The 565-nt window shown below is 63.4% G+C and carries 2 protein-coding genes; one reads left to right on the forward strand and one right to left on the reverse strand.

Annotated elements, in window-relative coordinates:
- A partial coding sequence (locus tag EN939_RS37170) for a response regulator (protein WP_127272133.1) occupies nt 1–298 on the forward strand: 298 nt, incomplete at its 5' end.
- Nucleotides 299–318: 20 nt separating this feature from the next.
- Here EN939_RS37170 and EN939_RS38765 read toward each other — a convergent pair.
- On the reverse strand, nt 319–565 hold a 247-nt coding region (locus EN939_RS38765), incomplete at its 5' end, for a hypothetical protein (RefSeq protein ID WP_206528485.1).

Below are 565 nucleotides of genomic sequence, written 5' to 3' on the forward strand. Positions count from 1 at the left end.
GGGTTATCCGGTGATCGGCCCGGTCTCGTCGGCCGCCGCGGCTCGTCAGCTTATCGATGCAGGCAAAGCCGACGTGGCGCTGCTGGACATTCAATTGAACGGCGAAACAAGTCTGCCCGTGGCCGAAACATTGCTGGCTCGCGGCATCCCCTTCGCCTTCATGACCGGATTTGGGCCGCGCGACGTTCCCACACCCTTCCGAAACTGCAAATTCGTGCCGAAGCCGGCAGGCGACGCTGCACTTCTCAACACCCTGGCCGACCTGGCATCGCTTCGTCCCGACAAACACTCGCTGTGATTTCAAGAGGCCGGTTTCGATCAGTCCAGGGGCTTGTCCGTCGGCCGAGGCGTGGTGCTCGCCTGACGCGGCCGCCCGGCGTTGCGATTGGCAACCGGATTGTCCAGCGGCGCGGTCGACGGCCGGGATGTGCCTGCGGTTTTCGGCGTCTCCGGCTTGCCACCGGCATCGGTGCCATTGGCATCCCGCTTTGGGTGCGGCAGACTATCGGCGTTCGGAGACCGGACGCTAGGTTTGGATGTGGAATTCTCATTGGTCATGCAACAC

The organism is Mesorhizobium sp. M7A.F.Ca.CA.002.05.1.1 (assembly GCF_003998335.1).
Lineage (GTDB): Bacteria > Pseudomonadota > Alphaproteobacteria > Rhizobiales > Rhizobiaceae > Mesorhizobium.